Raw genomic sequence first — 17,036 nt, forward strand, 5'->3', positions numbered from 1 at the left:
CACACTAAAAACTCATAACTTACAACTTACAACTTACAACTTACAACTTATAACTTACAACTTATAACTTTACACTAAATACGTATAACTACATCTGTCCTCTAAAGAAAATGGCATTCATTAGTAGTTTGTTTGTGCCGTACCAAAACGCTCTGAAGTTAGTATTATCTGTCAAAGCAACGATTTTACCGCGACCAATACGTCCAATTTTTAGTGGCACTGAAAGGCTGAGACTATCTAAATTTTCTTCAGAAATATAACCGCTTAATAATGGGTTTTTAGTGTATTGTATTGGGTTGTCATAACTATTTTTACTAGGCTTAATAAATAGGGTTGTGTTTCTAAACATAGCCAATTTATCATTCTTAAATCCGAAACTAATAGGATGTGACCGATCAATATCAGTTTCAAAAATGGCACCACCAATGACTTGGGCTCCTCTAAAATTGCCACGTTGTTCGAAGGTGATGTCTTTAGCTTCAATAGAATTGCGCTTTTTGAAATCAACTTTCATTAATTCTTTTGAATTCAACCATCTAACGGCATTTCTATAAGCTACTAGAGTGCCACCATTTTGAATCCAGCCTTTTAATTTTTCGGTATTTCCGTCATTTAACCCTGAAAAGGAATTCACCATAATTATGGTATTGTATCGACTAAGATCGGCACGTCCAAAATTCTTTGTATCTAACTTCGTTGCAATTATATCGTACCTCGTATCTAGTAAATGCCAAATCTCACCGGCATCGTAAGAGGTCATACCATCACCGACGAGAAGCGCAATTTTTGGAAGACTAAGCGTTCTAAAATTATTACTACCAAGATCAATTCCGTCATTTAAACCTGTAGAAACAGCATCGATAGTAACGTGGCTTTCTTTGGCCGCTTTATTTAAAAATGAATATAACTCACTCGTAGATAGGTTCTGATTTTTTGCAGGTACCATGATGGTTCCGTATTCATACGACTTCCCATTAGCATTGAAATTTTTCATGCTAACCTTGGCTCTCAATCCTTTTCTGAGGATTTTATTTAGAAGTTTAGGAGTGTAATATTCATTCCATGCAAAAAGGTAGGCGTATTCACTTTTTGAAGTCACACCACCTTCGCGATGTTTTAGATTCACTACTTCATCTCCAGCATTAGTTGTTGTTGTTTCAGCATAATCCAAATTGAACGCTAAAGGGAAAGTCCATGCCGATATATCATAAAACAAACTATCTTGAAACGTCGTGCGCTTTTCGAACATGGCATTTATGAGACGTGTATTTTTCTGATTTTTAGGAACGATGTAACTATAACCTTTTTTGTAGGTCTTTCCGTCCTTGGTGAAATCAGATTTGATATCGTGAAATTTGATCTTATGACGCTTTAAAATTTCAGCCAGATGGTAAGTCTTTGCTGCATCTTTTTCATCTCCAAAAACTATGGCTTTGTTACCTTCTTTTGAAGCTTCATTACGAGCGTTTTTGTAGAAATTATGTTGATATTCTAAAATCTCTTTACGCATGCCATTAGCCGCTTCAAGTGTAGATAATGCTGCTGTGAATTGATTTCTTATCGTGAATGGAAAAGTTAATAAGCCATTATTACTTTCCTGAACATGTCCACGAGAGCTAGCTTGTTCAAAAAGAATTCCAATTCCACCATTAATATCTGGGAAGGTAGAGCCTTTTCCATAGTAGAAATCGTCGAAACTCTCTTCAGAATAATATAAAGAACCGATCTTATCGAGAGCTTTGGCATGATATTCAGCAATTCCTTTCGTGAGCTCCTGATTCATCTTAGGTGTCAAAGGATGCGTTCTTGAAGGAATTCCGGGCTGAAAAAAGAAACTTGAATTTGTGCCCATTTCATGATGATCTGTGAGGATATTAGGCATCCATTTGTGAAACGTTTCAATTCGTGCTCTAGATTCAGGTAATTGTGCTGGTAACCAATCTCTGTTGAGATCAAACCAATAGTGATTTGTGCGTCCGCCAGGCCAAACTTCGCTATATTCTCTGTCATTTGGATCTGGATTAAGATTCACATTCCTATTGGTATTTGCCCAGTACGCAAAGCGTTGCAGACCATCTGGATTTAAAGAAGGGTCAAAAAGGATAACCGTATTATTTAATAGGTCGTCAATCTTCTGACCTTCTCCTGCCGCGAGATAATAGGCCACGGCTAAACCAGCATTGGCGCCGCTAGGTTCATTACCGTGAATAGAAAACCCTTGATAAACGACAATTGGTCTATTGTCTGCATTTGCTACATCAGATTCGGTAGCAGAAACATGCGAACTTCTAATATTGTCTAAATTCTGATGATTAGCTGGTGAGGTAATGGTTAGAAGGATTATGGGTCTGTCCTCAAAGGTTTTGCCACGATCTTCAATCGTAATTCTATCAGAAGCATCGGCTAAAGCATACATATATTGAACAAGCTTATCGTGGGTGATATGCCATTCGCCAACCTCGTGACCAATCACACTTTGAGGTGTTGGTATACTTGGGTTGTACTGTACATCCTGAGGGAGATAATAAGATAAATCGGTTTGTGAAAATGAAAAAAAAGTCGATACGACTAAAATGAAAAATAGGGCAGAGCGCTGCATAAAATTAAAAGTTGGTGAAGTGCTAAAATTAAAAAAACCGTTACGAAGCGTAACGGTTTTTTATTATAATTTAACAGAATTGTTTTCTAAATATCTTCAAAACTGATATCGGTAAAACTATCTGTGCCTTGCGTGTCTTCAGGTGTTTTTGCTTCTTGCGCTACAAAATCATCTTCGCGTTTAAAGTCTTTTTGATGACGCTCGCTAATGACCTCTTCACCTTTTTCACTAATAATATAATCGGTCATTTCAGCTAAAATTTCTCTAAACTCAGAGAAGTCTTCCTTGTACAGGTAAATTTTATGCTTTTTATAATGAAAGGAACCGTCGTCGTTCGTGAATTTTTTACTTTCAGTTATGGTTAAGTAGTAATCTCCGGCTTTTGTCGCTCTAACATCAAAGAAATAAGTTCGTCTTCCTGCGCGTAAAACTTTTGAATATATCTCTTCTTTATCCATCATTCCATAGTCGCTCATAAATCAGGCTTTTTTTAAATTTCCACTCAAAAATCTAAAAAAAAAGTAAACTAACAAATATTTTATTGTATTTCTTTTTCGGAGAGCTGTTTTGTATAAAGTTCCTTGTAATAACCTTCAACATTTATGAGGTTTTCATGGTTTCCGCTCTGAATTATTTCACCATCTTCAAGAACAATTATATGATCCGCATTTTTAGCTGAAGATACGCGATGACTCACAATGATTGTTGTTTTGTCTTTGGTAAGTTTAACAAGATTCTTAAGGATTTTTTCTTCAGTTTCGGTATCTACAGCAGAGAGGCAATCATCGAAGAGAAGAATTTCAGGTTTTTTAATGATGGCTCTAGCAATAGAAACACGTTGTTTCTGGCCACCCGATAGTGTTATTCCACGTTCTCCCAAAATTGTATCATAACCTTCCTTAAATCCAATGATGTTTTTGTGTACTCTTGCATTTTTTGCCGCCTCATACACCTCCTCATCAGTGGCATCTTCTTTCCCAAACTTGATATTGTTTTTGATCGTGTCAGAAAATAAAAAGGCATCCTGCGGCACATAACCAATGCTTGTTCGCAGACTTATAAGGTTGAGGTCTGAAATGTTCAGTCCGTCTACCATTACATTTCCGTTATCAATATCGTATAGACGGCCTATGAGATCGAGAATTGTAGATTTTCCTGAGCCTGTTTTACCCAGTATGGCTAGAGTTTGACCAGATTTTAAAGTGAAACTAACATTTTTCAGTGCTTCTATATTAGTATCCGGATAGGTGAAAGACACATTCTTAAAATCGATATCTCCCTTTATTGGGGTTAATGTGTTGTTTTTATTTTGAATTTCAGGCTCCGTTTTCAAAAACTCATTGATACGTTCTTGTGATGCTTCGGCTTGCTGTACCAATGAAGTCACCCAACCAACGGTTGCTACGGGCCACGTAAGCATGTTTACATAAATGATAAATTCAGCAATAGTACCAATCTGTTCAATTTCACCATTCATATATTGTAAACCTCCTATGTAAATCACAATGAGATTACTGATCCCGATGAGTAAGATCATTAACGGAAAAAATAAGGCCTGAACTTTAGTAAGGTTAATTTGCTTCTGTCTATTTTCTATCGAAAGATCTTCAAATTCTGAATTGGTTTTCGGTTCTATTCCGTATGATTTAATTACTGAAATACCACTAAAGGTTTCCTGTGCATAAGTTGATAAAGTCGACAATGACTGTTGAACGATTGTACTTCTTTTATTTATAAGTCTACTTAAATTATAAATAGCTATTGAAAGAATTGGCAGTGGTAAAAGCGTATACAATGTTAGTTTTGGTGCTGTACTAATCATGTAAATTATTGCCACTGTAAATAAGGTTACCGTATTAATGCTATACATTAATGCTGGGCCGGCATACATTCTTACTTTTCCAACATCTTCGCTGATGCGATTCATGAGATCACCAGTACGATTCGACTTGTAAAAATTTAGAGACAACACCTGATAATGCTGGTAGATCTCATTCTTTAGATCATACTCTATGTAACGAGATACATTAATTATGGTCTGACGCATTAAAAAGGTAAATAAACCAGCAATTACAGCAGCACCGACGATATAGGCAATATCAGTAATTAAGGCCGTTTTAAAAACCTCATAAGAGATCTTACCACCTAATCTGTCGGAAATGACATTAATGGCATCGCCAACAAATCGTGGTGTAAAAAGAACAAAGATCTTTGCTACGACTGTGATTATAACACCGATGATTAATCGGTATCTGTACTTATAAAAATATTTATTAAGATGCTTGAGTGCTTTCATTGTGCGTTTGGTCAGTCAAAAGTATTACGATTATCTTATTTCAACGTTAATATTTTGCTAATCCTCTAATAATAATTTATTTTTGCTCGCTGTTTTTAGATAATCTTCAAACAGCCTTAATCTAAATCTCAATGACTTCAGAAATCATAAGCTCTAAGGAGCTTTCAAAAGCGGATCCAGTATTTGGTCAAAACTCATTTGATGACCATGAGCAGATCGTTTTTTGTAACGACAAAGATACTGGTTTAAAAGCTATAATTGGCATCCATAATACGGTTTTAGGTCCTGCTCTTGGTGGTACCAGAATGTGGAATTATGAAAATGAGTGGGCAGCGTTAAATGACGTTTTACGCTTATCTCGAGGAATGACCTATAAATCTGCAATTACCGGATTAAACCTTGGTGGTGGAAAAGCCGTAATAATAGGAGATGCTAAAACTCAAAAAACACCGGAATTAATGCGTCGCTTTGGCGAGTTTGTTCACTCTTTGAGTGGAAGATATATTACAGCTGAAGACGTTGGTATGGCAACTGCTGATATGGATACTGTAAGAGAGGTAACGCCATATGTAACCGGTATTTCTCAAAATAAAGGTGGTGCAGGAAACCCGTCTCCAATCACGGCCTATGGTGTGTTTATGGGAATGAAAGCAGCTGCTAAATTTAAATTTGGTTCAGATGTTTTAGAAGATAAGAAGGTATTTGTTCAAGGTATTGGAAATGTTGGTGAAGCATTGGTAGAGCACTTAAGTAATGAAGGTGCTAAGGTCACGATTGCTGATATTAGTCAAGAACGCTTAGAAGAAGTGAGCTCCAAGTACGGCGTTAATATCTATAACGGTAGCGATATTTACAGCGAAGCCATGGATATTTATGCACCATGTGCTTTAGGCGCAACGATCAATGACGAAACAATCCATAAGTTGCAAGCAAAAATAATTGCCGGCGCTGCAAATAACCAGTTAGCAGAAGAAAATAAACACGGTAGATTACTACAAGAACGAGGTATTGTTTATGCTCCAGACTTTTTGATTAATGCAGGTGGAATTATCAATGTTTATGCTGAGTTAGAGAACTACGACAGACAAGAAATAATGCGTAAAACTGAAAATATTTATAATACAACTTTAGAGATTCTTGAAAATGCTCAAGCTAATGCGATAACAACACACGAAGCTGCGTTTAGTATTGCTCGAGATCGTATTGATACACGTAAAAGAGAAAACTCTAAATAATTTTTTTCAGAATTAAATAATAGTATTTTTGCAAGGTGAATCTTAGTGGTTCACCTTTTTTAATAACCTACGTAACGCCGTTCTTTCTAGATGCTCAATAGAAGACACATTAGAATAAAAGTCATGCAATCATTGTATGCTTTTAAAGGTCATGAAAGTGACGATTTGGTTAAAGACGAAAAGTTTTTACTTCATAGTCTCGATGGTATGCTAGATTTATATCTCACAATCATCGCATTACTTACTGAAATTCATAAAAAGAGTAAGGATTACAATTCTAAGCTTCAAAAGAAACTGCTTAATTCTGACTCGGACCGCAACCCAAATACAAAGTTTGAAGACAATCAATTGCTAAATTTAATTAGTAATAACAAAATGCTTCAAGAGGTCATTACTAAACGAAAATTGAATTTCTGGCATCTCGATTTTGAATATGTCGACATTCTTTTCAAAACCATTAGAACTAGTGCGTTGTATGATAGGTATTTGAATTCACCAGAAAATGGATTCAAACAAGATCAGCAATTTGTTATCGATATCTACACCGAGATTATTGCGCCTAACGATAAGCTCTTTGATTATTTTGAAGACAAAAAGTTAACCTGGGTTGATGATTTTCCAGTTGTGAATACAGTATTGTTAAAACTACTTCGCAAGGTAAAGCTAACTTCACCTGAAACAAAATTATTGCCAGAGCTATATAAGGATGAGGAAGACAAGGAGTTTGCAAAGGAACTTTTCAAAAAGACCATTCTTAATAATTCAAAATTTGATGAGGAGATATCAAAGAAAACTACAAACTGGGATACAGAACGTTTAGCCAGTTTAGACGGGTTATTATTGAAAATGGCTTTGTGTGAATTTCAAAAATTCCCATCCATTCCACATAAGGTAACAATAAATGAATATCTCGAGATAGCCAAGGAATATTCCACACCAAAAAGTAGTTTATTTATCAACGGAATACTGGATAAAATCGTCAAGGAATATCAATCACAAAATTTATATCCAAAAGCAGGTAGAGGTTTAATGTAGTATGGCTTGTAGCGTTATTCTGGCAGAAACCTGTTAAGAGCAGGCTAAAAATTTTAATTGCTGGGAATAATTATTACCTTAGCCAACTGAAAAAATAGAGTATATTAATTAAAAAATATAAGTAATGAAAAAGGTAATCTTAGGACTTAGTGCTTTATGTATGATCGCTTTTACATCTTGTAAAGATAATGCAGCGAGTAAAGTGAATTCGGAAAATGTTGCTGTGGCAGCTGAAAGAGATGCTAATGCTGGCAACTTCCCAGTGATGGAAATGGACAAGATGGAGCACGATTTCGGAACCATAGTGAATGGTACGCCGGTTGAAACTATCTTCAAGTACACAAACACAGGTAATTCAATGTTAGTAGTAAGTAACATTAAGAGTACATGTGGTTGTACAGTACCTTCAAACTACACTAAAGAAGTAGCACCTGGTCAAACAGGTCAGTTTACTGTGAAGTTTAATGGTAAAGGAAATGGAAAAGTTTCTAAATCTTTGACCATGACTACAAATACCGAGAAAGGTACAGAGGTTGTGAAGATCACTGCAATGGTTGAGCAAGATCCAAACGCTCCTCAAAGGCAGCCAGGTAAAGCAACAATTAACCCGCTTTCTACTGGAGGTACAACTCAAGTAAAGACATCAACTCAACCAGGTCACGAAGGTCATAACCACAACTAATTGAATTAAATGGAAGGATTAGGATCATTTTTACCGTTTATAGCCATTTTTGCTGTGATGTATTTCTTTATGATTGCACCACAACTGAAACGCCAGAAACAAGAAAAAAAGTTTGCAAATGAGCTTAAACGCGGAGACCGTGTTATTACCAAAAGTGGTATGCATGGGAAGGTTGTAGATTTAAACGAAAAAGATCATAGCTGTGTTATTGAAACGTCAGCAGGTAAAATTAAGTTTGAACGCTCTGCAATTTCAATGGAGATGAGTAAAAAGCTAAATGCTCCAGCCAAGGCGAAGTAAAAGTGAATTCAATGCTTTAAAAATATCAAAAAGCCACTCGGATTGAGTGGCTTTTTTTATTTAGCAATTTTTGTATTTATCATTAAGGCCAACACCATTAATGATCATTGGTGTGATCTTTTCTATACGCGAGTGTTTGGTCGCTTCGCGCTTTGCCTGATCGATGTACTCACAATATTCACGTTGCTTCCCAGGAGTTAAGGCATTGAATCCTGACTTGAGGTCGGCATTCGAATTAAATGCAGCTTCTAATTCTGAAGGAACAACCACAGGCTTAGATTGACGTTGAGGTTTAATCTCTTTGCCTGCCTTCTGATTAGCAATAGCCTCTTTCACATAAGATAACACCAAATCTTTATTAATATCTGCCTTGCTTTCAAAACGTATTTGTCTTAAGGCTTTAGTTTTACCTTCCTGCGCATTTACTAAGACGTTTTGGTCGTCTTTCAAAAAGACACCTTGAAAAAACCAAACACCAAAATGGTTTTTAAAAGCACCTAAACCAACTACATTTTTGCCATTGAGGCAATACGTCGGAGCACTCCATTTAATAGTTTCGTCGAGTTCTGTCGAATTTATGACGTCTCGAAGTATAGTAAGTTCTTCGCCAAAATGAGAGTTTGTTTCAATATATTCTTCTACTGAGTATACTTTTTTCATAAGACTGCGTAATTGATATTAGTTAGACCGGTAAGTTAAGAAATAGAAATGTTGCTAGCTCGATTTTTGAGCCGTTAGCTCGGCAATCTTGCAAATTACCTCTACAGCTTTTTGCATACTTTCTACAGGGACATACTCATATCGCCCATGAAAATTATGACCTCCAGCAAATATATTTGGACAAGGTAATCCCATGTAAGATAATTGCGACCCATCAGTTCCGCCACGGATAGGTTTGATAAGAGGCTCGATACCTAAAGATTTCATAGCTTCTTCGGCAATATCAACAATATGCATAACAGGTTCAACCTTTTCCCTCATATTGAAATATTGATCCTTTATTTCGAGTTCAAAAATTTCCTTACCATACTTCTGATTTAGATCGTAAGCAATGCGTTCCATTAAAGCTTTTCTGGCCTCAAATTTATCTTTATCGTGGTCTCTAATAATATACTGCAAAGTTGTTTCTTCAACTTTTCCTTCAACTTTATACAGATGAAAAAAACCTTCGTATCCTTCGGTATTTTCAGGTGTTTCCATTTTTGGCAAGGCATTAATAAACTCGGTGGCATAATACATTGAGTTTACCATCTTATCTTTAGCATAGCCGGGATGAACTATTTTTCCCTTCACCTTAATTTTTGCCCCGGCGGCATTAAAGTTTTCATATTCTAATTCACCAATTTGACTTCCGTCCATGGTATAAGCCCAATCAGCTCCAAATTTTTCAACATCAAACTTATGGGCACCACGACCAATCTCCTCATCTGGCGTAAATCCAACTTTAATAGTTCCGTGTTTAATTTCAGGATGATTGATAAGGTACTCCATGGCAGTAACAATTTCTGTTATACCAGCCTTGTCATCAGCTCCAAGTAGGGTTGTTCCATCTGTCGTAATCAAAGTCTGACCTTTATATAATAATAGGTCTTCAAAATAATCAGGCGATAAAACGATGTTTTCTTCAGCGTTCAAAACAATATCTTCCCCGTTGTAATTTTCAACAATTTGTGGGTTCACATTAGCGCCAGTAAAATCTGGTGATGTATCGAAGTGAGATATAAATCCAATAGTCGGTACGTCATGGTCAACATTGCTTGGCAGTGTTGCCATTATATAAGCGTTATCATCTATACTAACATCACTCATACCAATAGCCTTTAGATCCTCAACTAACTTATTTGCCAAATCCCATTGTTTGGCCGTACTTGGTGTAGTTTCAGAATTTGGGTCTGACTCCGTATCTATAGTAACATAGCTGATAAAGCGGTCAATAATGTGTTGCATGTTTAAAGTTTTTACCAAAAATAAGAACTATTGCGATGAAACATTAAACAGAATTGAAATACTTTTTAAATTATTGGTTACTAAATAAATATATTTTATTTTTATTGAAACGCTATTAATCAAACCACTAACTAATGCAATACTTTTTCAGTTTTATACTGACTTTGGTAGCTCTATCTTACTTCATTTCTAAGACCTCTCCAAAAACTATATAGTATGAGAAACCAACTCACCATCATCCTTTTAATTTTTAGCTCTCTGGTATTTGCTCAAAAGCAGACCTATAATATTGGTTTTCTGCTCGACAATACCAAACCAGAACTTCAGCCAGTTATGACACAAATGCAAGATCAAATTATGGCTGTTGTCGGAGAGGATGCTGAAATTCAGTTTCCCAGTGATCGCATATTATTGAATAGGTTTGATCTCGAGAAAGCCCAGCAAAACTACGCACAATTATTGGCTGATGATACCGATATTATTTTGGCCTTTGGAGTAGTAAATAACGCAGTAATAAGTCAGCAAAGTAGTTTTCCTAAACCCGTAATTTTATTTGGTGCTGTTAACAGCGATTTTATTGAACTCGATTTAAGTAAGAACAATTCAGGTATCGATAATTTCACTTATTTGATCGATTCACAATCCTTCCTTGAAGATTTCAAAGTGTTCAAGGAATTGGCAGAGTTCAATACATTAGGCATTGCTATTGAAGCGGCCTTAGTTGATTTTTTACCCCTGAAAGAAACTTTTGATAAGGAATTTCAAGAGTTAAATGCGAGCTATAAATTAATCCCGTTCAGTACACCGGAAGACATTACTCAGAATCTTGATGGTATAGATGCTGTTTATTTGGCAGGCGGATTTTTTCTATCAAATGAAGAAATAAATACACTGGCTAAGGCATTTGTTCAACGTAGTTTACCTTCATTTACTTCACTCGGAATCGATCAGGTGAAGGAAGGTATTATGGGAACTAATCAGGCTGATGAGGATTTTTCACAATTTTTAAGGCGAATTGCACTTACCGTCGAAGGATATGTAAATGGAATGCCACTATCTGAGATGCCGGTATATATCGAAAGTACAAGCAGATTAACTGTGAATTTCAACACAGCGGACGCAGTAGGTGTTTCCTTCAAATATAGCCTTATTAACGATACTGACTTTGTAGGTGAAATGAAAAACGCTTATTCTGATAAACAGTTCAATTTATTAGAAGTGATCAACGGAGTTCTGGATGCGAACCTATTTTTACAGTCCTCTCAAAAAGAGGTTGACTTATCGACCCAAGATGTCAAGGCTGCTAAAAGTAACTATTTGCCGAGTTTAACTGCCGCTGCCAATGGCACATATACCGATCCTAATCTTGCAGAAATTAGTAATGGACAGAACCCTGAATTTCAGACCGCTGGAAACATCACCTTACAACAAACGGTATTTTCTGAAGCTGCTAATGCGAATATTTCCATTCAGAAAAGTTTACAAAAAGCACAGCAAGAGAATTTCAATACGGATCAACTAGACCTTATTTTCGATGCAACTAATGTATATTTCAATGTATTGATCTTAAAAACAAATGCACAAGTTCAATTACGAAATTTAAATCTCACTAAGCGTAATTTAGAGATCGCAACGCAAAACTTTGAAGCTGGTCAATCTGGGAAATCAGATATGTTACGTTTTCGAAGCCAAATGGCACAAAACACTCAGTCGCTCGTTCAGGCTGTGAACCAGTTAGAGCAAAGCTTTATAGCATTGAATCAATTACTCAATAATCCTGTGAATACCGAAATAGATATTGAAGACGCTGAGTTGGGAGAAGGTATTTTTGATGAGTATAATTACAACCAGCTTAGAGACCTCCTTGATGATCCCGTATCGCGCGAGCCCTTTATTGAGTTTCTTATTGAAGAGGCCAAGAATAACGCACCAGAATTAAAATCTCTCGGTTACAATTTAGATGCAACTGAGCGTAATCTGCGTCTCAATAGTGCTGGCCGTTTTCTACCAACAGTGGCTTTACAAGGACAATATAATCAAGTTTTTAATAGGAGTGGTGTGGGCAGTACGGCTGCTCCAGGATTTCCTTTAATTGATAACAATTACAGTGTTGGATTAAATGTTTCTATCCCCATTTTGAATCAGAATTTAACTAATATCAACAGACAGACTGCTATTATTCAGAAAGACCAATTAAATATTAATAAAGAAAATACAGAGTTGGCTATTTCTGCAAATGTGAGAAATGGAGTTCTTAATTTGGTCAATGAGATTTCTAATATTGAATTGTCTAAAGTTTCTGAGGAAACGGCCAAGGAAGCTCTAGAGCTTACACAAACCTCATACTCAAATGGAGCAGTAACCATCATACAGTTGATAGATGCACAGAATAATTATTTAAATGCTCAATTAGACAGAGCAAATGCCATCTATAATTACTTGATAAATGCACTACAACTAGAGCGTTTTCTAGGCTATTATTTCTTGCTGAACAGTAAAGAAAATAATGATGCTTTTAGTCAGAGATTTTTAGAATTTTTAAATACAAGAAATTAAAATAAAGAATGCGGCTAATTTTCAATTCTCGAAAGTGATGCCAATTTAAATATTACCAAAATGAAATACGGACTCAAAATTCTTAGTTTAGTTTTTACAACATTTCTACTCGTTGCGTGCGGTGAAGAGGAAAAAGTAGCTGAAAAATTTACACGACCTGTAAAATACCAGGAAGTAGGATATCTTGGAGGTGAAAAAATCAGAAGCTTTAGTGGCACGGCAAAAACCGAAAAGATTATTAATCTCAGTTTTAGAAACACTGGTATTATCACACAGTTTGATATTAAACTAGGTCAGAAAGTTAAGAAAGGAGAGTTGTTAGCAAAGTTAGATAATGTTCAGTCTCGTTTGGCCTACGAACAATCAATTACGCAGCTTAATAGTGCAGAATCACAAATGAATACTGCCAAACTCAGTCTCAATCGAACACGATCTCTTTTTGAAAAAGGAAGTGCATCCCTAAGTGATTTTGAATCTGCTAAAAATGCCTATAAAACTGCACAGGAAAGTTATCAATCCGCAAAACGTGGTGTTGGAATTCAGCAAGACCAGATCAATTACGGATATATATACGCGCCCGAAGACGGCGTTATTGCGTCGGTCACATCAGAAGTGGATGAAACCGTTAGTCCTGGCCAGGCAGTAGCAACCCTCAATGCGGGTACAGACATGGAAATAACTTTGGGTATCCCTGAAAGTGTAATTAACGGTGTTGAACAAGACATGACAGTTATGGTTAATTTTTCCTCATTGCCCGATAAGCAGTTTAAGGCAAAAGTGACCGAAGTTTCACCAGCTGTAGATGCCAATACAGCAACCTATCCGGTTCGTGTGACTGTTACAAATCCAAGTGATGATATTAAAAGTGGAATGTCTGCCAATGTCACCTTCGATTTTGGAGATAGAGAGGCGAGTAAAAGTGTATTAGTGGTTCCGGCGAATGCTGTCGGCGAGGACAGTAATGGGCGCTTCGTTTTTGTTATTGAAAATGAAGGTGAAAGTACAAAAGTGAAAAAACAGAAAATTGCTATTGGAAATTTAACCGCTGATGGTTTCGAAATAAAATCAGGATTATCTGCAGGGCAAAAAATTGCAGTTGCCGGTCTTCAGACTTTATTAGACGGACAAGAAGTGAAACTTCAATAATAAACTAACCAACCAAATGAATTTAGCACAATTCTCTATAGATAAAAACCGAATTACATTTATGGTTTTGGCCACCATTGTTATTTTGGGATTGGCCATGTATACGGGTCTATCGCGCGATAGTATGCCGCCATATACGGTACGCGTAGCTTCCGTGGTTTCACAATTTCCAGGGGCGAGTCCAGAACGTGTTGAACAGCTCGTTACCGATAAGATCGAAAAAGTTGCTCAGGAGTTACCGGAGTTGAAAGAGGTTACAAGTACCTCTAGAACAGGACTTTCAGTAGTAAATGTAACCCTTAAGGATGAAGTTCCACCAGAAAATATGCAGGCGGTTTGGGACCGTTTACGTCGAAAGCTAAATACAATTCAAGGGTTGCCTGAAGGTGTGATGCCTAGTTTGAAAGATGACGGTATTGGTGATGTTTACGGAATTGTTGTTGGTTTAACATCTGATGGTTTTAGCTATGCTGAGATGAAGTCTTATATAGATGATATTAAGGACGAACTGATTAAAATTCCTGATGCTGCTAAGGTTGAACTCGGTGGGGTTCAGGATGAGAGGGTTTTTGTAGAATTCGATAATGCAAGACTTAAAGAATATGGATTGTCATCATCAAAATTACAACAAGCCATTGCCTCTACAAATATTCTGAATTCTGGAGGACAGGTTAACCTTGGAGATGAGCGAATTATCCTTGAACCAACGGGTAATTTTAATTCTGTCGATGACATAAAAAATATGTTTATTTCCGTTGGAGATGGTTCACAATTGGTGAAGCTTGGCGACATCACTACGGTTTCTAAGGGATATATTGATCCTCCTACCCAAATTGTACGTGTGAATGGTAAAGATGCGATTTCACTCCACGTAAATCTGAAAGAAAATGCCAATGTCATCGTCCTTGGTGAGGAAGTAAATAAAGTCGTCGCTAAATGGGAACAACAACTTCCTATAGGTTTAGAATTAACAAGAGTTTCCTCATTAGATACATACATTGATGTTAAGGTGAGCGATTTTATTGTCAATTTAATTCAATCGATTGTGATCGTGCTTCTCGTGATGCTAATATTTCTTGGAGTTCGAACGGGGGTAGTCATCGCCTCATTAATTCCTATCGTTATGATTATGACCTTAATGATCATGGGCGTTATAAAAATGGGACTTAATCAGGTGACTCTAGCAGCTCTGATAATGGCATTAGGAATGCTTGTTGATAATGCCATTGTAGTTGCCGAAACCATTATGGTCAAAATGGAAGACGGCATTGACCGGAAACGGGCGGCCGTCGAGGCCTTCTCCGAATTATGGATGCCATTACTCATATCAACACTTACTACTTCGGCCGCATTCCTTGCATTCTATTTATCACCAACAACTATGGGTGATATTGTTGGGCCTATTTTTGTTGTTATCACTATTGCATTGCTGTCCTCTTGGATTATAGCTCTGACCGTGATCACAATGTTCTGCTATCTATTTTTGAAGGTAGCACCAAAGGGCAGTAAGAAGCCAAGTTTTATAGATAGAGTTATCGAAAATTTAAAGGTGCGTTATAAAGACTTAATATTAATTGCACTGCGAAATAAATACAAGGTGATCATTGGGATTTTTGTTGCCTTTTTGATTTCACTTTACGGCTTTAGCTATATACCGTTCATATTCTTCCCAGATAGTGATCGAAACATGGTGACTATCGATATTAACCTTCCGGAAGGAAATAAAATTGAAAGAACTACTGAGGTGGTTAAAAAAATAGAACAATTTATGGCAGATTCGCTTCAGATTAATGAAGGTCGAGCTCTGGGAATAGTTGATTGGTCATCCTATATTGGTGAAGGTCCGGAGTCCTATGATTTGGGCTACTCTCCTGATGAAGCCAATTCAAATTATGCACACATATTGGTGAATACAACGTCCTTTAATGAGAACAATGACATGATTAATACCATCGATCGATTCACCTATAATAATTTTCCAAACGCAGACATTAAAGTTGGGCCGTTGGGAGCTGGTGGTAGTGGTACGCCTATTGAGATCAAGGTTTCAGGTAGTGATCCAGATGTGCTTTCAAGCATCTCTGAAGCTGTTAAGCAGAAACTTTCTAGCATCGCTGGAACTAAGAATGTAAAAGATGATTGGGGACCAAAAAGTAAGAAATTCCTAATTGAAATTGATCAAAATAGAGCGCAGACGGCAGGTATTACAAGTTCTGATATTGCAACTTCTTTACGAACAGTCCTAGACGGATTTCAAACAGGAGAGTTTAGAGAAGAGGATAAGTCTATCCCAATTGTAATGCGAAGTGATAACAACCAGCAACAATCCTTGGCTTCATTAGAAACCTTAAATATTTATTCTCAGAATTCAGGGCGATCGGTACCATTGTTACAGGTAGCATCGATAGTTCCGGCATGGCAATATTCAAAAATAAAACGCTATGATCTTAGACGTACGATTAATGTTACTAGTGAATTACGAGATGATGGAAATGCCTCCGTAATCACTGCTGAGATAACACCTTGGTTAAATGAACAAGCTTCTAATTGGCCACAAGGCTATCGCTATGAGTTTGGTGGTGATGCTAAGCAAACAGCTGATAATATGGGACCAATAATTGGTTATCTTCCAATATCTGGATTCATAATCATCTTATTACTTGTAATTCAGTTTAATTCATTTAGAAAAATGGGAATGGTTGTTTTAACTATTCCTCTAGGTATTATTGGCGTTGTTATTGGTTTATTGGCGTTTCAGGAGGCCTTCGGATTTATGCCATTTTTAGGAGTTATTTCTTTGGCAGGAATTGTAATTAACAATGCCATTGTTCTTATCGATAGGATGGAGATTGAGCAAAAGAATGGCCGCACAGATCAGGATGCCGTTATTGCAGCATGTTTACAGCGCTTTAGACCGATATTGTTAGCAACATTCACAACTGTTCTTGGTCTAGTTCCGCTCTATATTTCTGGAGGTGAAATGTGGGAAGGTATGGCCATCAGTATTATGGTTGGTCTGCTGTTTGGAACTATAATTACCTTACTATTTATACCGTCTCTTTACAGTGCTTTATTTAAAGTAAGTTACAACGGTTACGAATTTAATGAGAACTTACTGAAAGAGTAATGATCGATAAGCTATACAAACATAGATTTGAAATATTTCTTACTATACAGTTAGTAATTTTATTCGGGTCCTTATTGTTTCCACCTGAATTTTACGAATCCAGGCTTCTTCCA

At 36.6% G+C, this 17,036-nt stretch carries 12 protein-coding genes; 7 read left to right on the forward strand and 5 right to left on the reverse strand.

Going from position 1 to position 17,036, the window contains the following annotated elements; translation table 11 throughout:
• Positions 1-88: 88 nt before the first annotated feature.
• The 3 genes from DDY94_RS08490 to DDY94_RS08500 form a co-directional block, all read right to left on the reverse strand.
• On the reverse strand, positions 89-2,599 hold the full coding sequence (locus tag DDY94_RS08490; RefSeq protein ID WP_111683672.1) for a M14 family metallopeptidase: 2,511 nt from the start codon (positions 2,597-2,599) through the stop codon (positions 89-91).
• An 86-nt stretch (positions 2,600-2,685) separates the two neighbouring features.
• Entirely contained in the window at positions 2,686-3,075 is a 390-nt protein-coding gene (locus DDY94_RS08495; RefSeq protein ID WP_111683673.1) for a PUR family DNA/RNA-binding protein, read from the reverse strand.
• Positions 3,076-3,137: 62 nt separating this feature from the next.
• A complete protein-coding gene (locus DDY94_RS08500; RefSeq protein WP_111683674.1) occupies positions 3,138-4,895 on the reverse strand; it encodes an ABC transporter ATP-binding protein in 1,758 nt (585 codons plus the stop codon).
• A gap of 131 nt (positions 4,896-5,026) precedes the next feature.
• Here DDY94_RS08500 and DDY94_RS08505 point away from each other — a divergent pair, with 131 nt between their 5' ends.
• The 4 genes from DDY94_RS08505 to yajC all read left to right on the forward strand — a co-directional run bounded on the left by DDY94_RS08505 (position 5,027) and on the right by yajC (position 8,147).
• Complete coding sequence (locus DDY94_RS08505) at positions 5,027-6,130, forward strand: Glu/Leu/Phe/Val family dehydrogenase (RefSeq protein ID WP_111683675.1); 1,104 nt, start codon at positions 5,027-5,029, stop codon at positions 6,128-6,130.
• Between the two features lie 123 nt (positions 6,131-6,253).
• Entirely contained in the window at positions 6,254-7,165 is a 912-nt protein-coding gene (gene nusB / locus DDY94_RS08510) for a transcription antitermination factor NusB (RefSeq protein WP_111683742.1), read from the forward strand.
• A gap of 124 nt (positions 7,166-7,289) precedes the next feature.
• Positions 7,290-7,847, forward strand: a complete 558-nt coding sequence (locus tag DDY94_RS08515; RefSeq protein ID WP_111683676.1) for a DUF1573 domain-containing protein — start codon at positions 7,290-7,292, stop codon at positions 7,845-7,847.
• A gap of 9 nt (positions 7,848-7,856) precedes the next feature.
• Positions 7,857-8,147 (forward strand): preprotein translocase subunit YajC, encoded by a 291-nt coding sequence (gene yajC, locus DDY94_RS08520; RefSeq protein ID WP_111683677.1) that lies wholly within the window; start codon positions 7,857-7,859, stop codon positions 8,145-8,147.
• A 60-nt stretch (positions 8,148-8,207) separates the two neighbouring features.
• Here yajC and DDY94_RS08525 read toward each other — a convergent pair whose 3' ends face one another.
• Positions 8,208-8,807 (reverse strand): YdeI/OmpD-associated family protein, encoded by a 600-nt coding sequence (locus DDY94_RS08525; protein WP_111683678.1) that lies wholly within the window; start codon positions 8,805-8,807, stop codon positions 8,208-8,210.
• Positions 8,808-8,861: 54 nt separating this feature from the next.
• A complete protein-coding gene (pepT, locus tag DDY94_RS08530; RefSeq protein WP_111683679.1) occupies positions 8,862-10,094 on the reverse strand; it encodes a peptidase T in 1,233 nt (410 codons plus the stop codon).
• A gap of 216 nt (positions 10,095-10,310) precedes the next feature.
• Between pepT and DDY94_RS08535 the strand changes: the two genes are divergently transcribed.
• From DDY94_RS08535 to DDY94_RS08545, 3 genes are read left to right on the forward strand one after another with little or no spacing between them, the layout of a single operon-like run.
• A complete protein-coding gene (locus DDY94_RS08535) occupies positions 10,311-12,650 on the forward strand; it encodes a TolC family protein (protein WP_111683680.1) in 2,340 nt (779 codons plus the stop codon).
• 60 nt (positions 12,651-12,710) lie between these two features.
• A complete protein-coding gene (locus DDY94_RS08540) occupies positions 12,711-13,796 on the forward strand; it encodes an efflux RND transporter periplasmic adaptor subunit (RefSeq protein WP_111683681.1) in 1,086 nt (361 codons plus the stop codon).
• A gap of 16 nt (positions 13,797-13,812) precedes the next feature.
• The gene (locus tag DDY94_RS08545; protein WP_111683682.1) at positions 13,813-16,923 is read left to right on the forward strand and encodes an efflux RND transporter permease subunit; all 3,111 of its coding nucleotides are present in this window, start codon (positions 13,813-13,815) and stop codon (positions 16,921-16,923) included.
• The last annotated feature ends 113 nt before the right edge of the window (positions 16,924-17,036 follow it).

The organism is Winogradskyella tangerina (assembly GCF_003260205.1).
In the GTDB taxonomy this organism is placed as follows: Bacteria; Bacteroidota; Bacteroidia; order Flavobacteriales; family Flavobacteriaceae; genus Winogradskyella; species Winogradskyella tangerina.